The organism is Cryobacterium sp. PH31-L1, from assembly GCF_030063145.1.
Taxonomy (GTDB): domain Bacteria; phylum Actinomycetota; class Actinomycetes; order Actinomycetales; family Microbacteriaceae; genus Cryobacterium.
Genome location: NZ_JASISM010000031.1, coordinates 1 through 507 on the forward strand (window position 1 = coordinate 1; position 507 = coordinate 507).

General features: G+C 68.4%; 1 protein-coding gene and 1 pseudogene. One reads left to right on the forward strand and one right to left on the reverse strand.

The features are described 5' to 3' along the window. Positions 1–16 precede the first annotated feature (16 nt). The gene (locus QMF22_RS17330) at positions 17–169 is read left to right on the forward strand and encodes a DNA-processing protein DprA (protein WP_283455891.1); all 153 of its coding nucleotides are present in this window, start codon (positions 17–19) and stop codon (positions 167–169) included. 27 nt (positions 170–196) lie between these two features. On the opposite strand, the pseudogene QMF22_RS17335 reads toward QMF22_RS17330, so the two are convergent. Beyond that, positions 197–507 (reverse strand): annotated as a pseudogene (locus QMF22_RS17335) (hypothetical protein); the annotation flags it as partial.

Consider the following 507-nt stretch of genomic DNA (forward strand, 5'->3'; position numbering starts at 1 on the left):
GTACCAGTCCGGTGCGCTGAGCACCGCGGTAACCGCCCTCGAGCTCGGGCGTCCCTGCGGCGCCGTGCCCGGGCGCACCTCCAACGCAGCCAATGCGGGCTGCGCACGCCTCATCCGCGACTACGGCGCCAGCCTGATCGCGACCAGCTCCGACATCGTCTATCTCTGAACGCTGGTGGAGCGCCGCCCACCTCGTTCAGGCGGCGCTTCCAGGTTCATCGGTCTCGACCAGGTCGAGCTGCTCGACGTCCACATTGCCCGAAGGCTCGACTCCGGCCGACCACGGTTTGACCGGCGCCGTTGCTGATGGCTGCATCTGCCGGTTTGGGAGGGCTCGAAAGGGGGCGATGGCACCGCCTTGCACAATCCAGAACGCCCCGTCGGCGGCTTCGCGCACGTCCTGCGGCGGAATTACATAGGTGTGCTGGGCACGGGCGCTCCCCAGCTCCTCCCCGGTGGCGCGGCCGGCAGATTCCATCCGCATCACCGTCCCGGCATACTTCACCA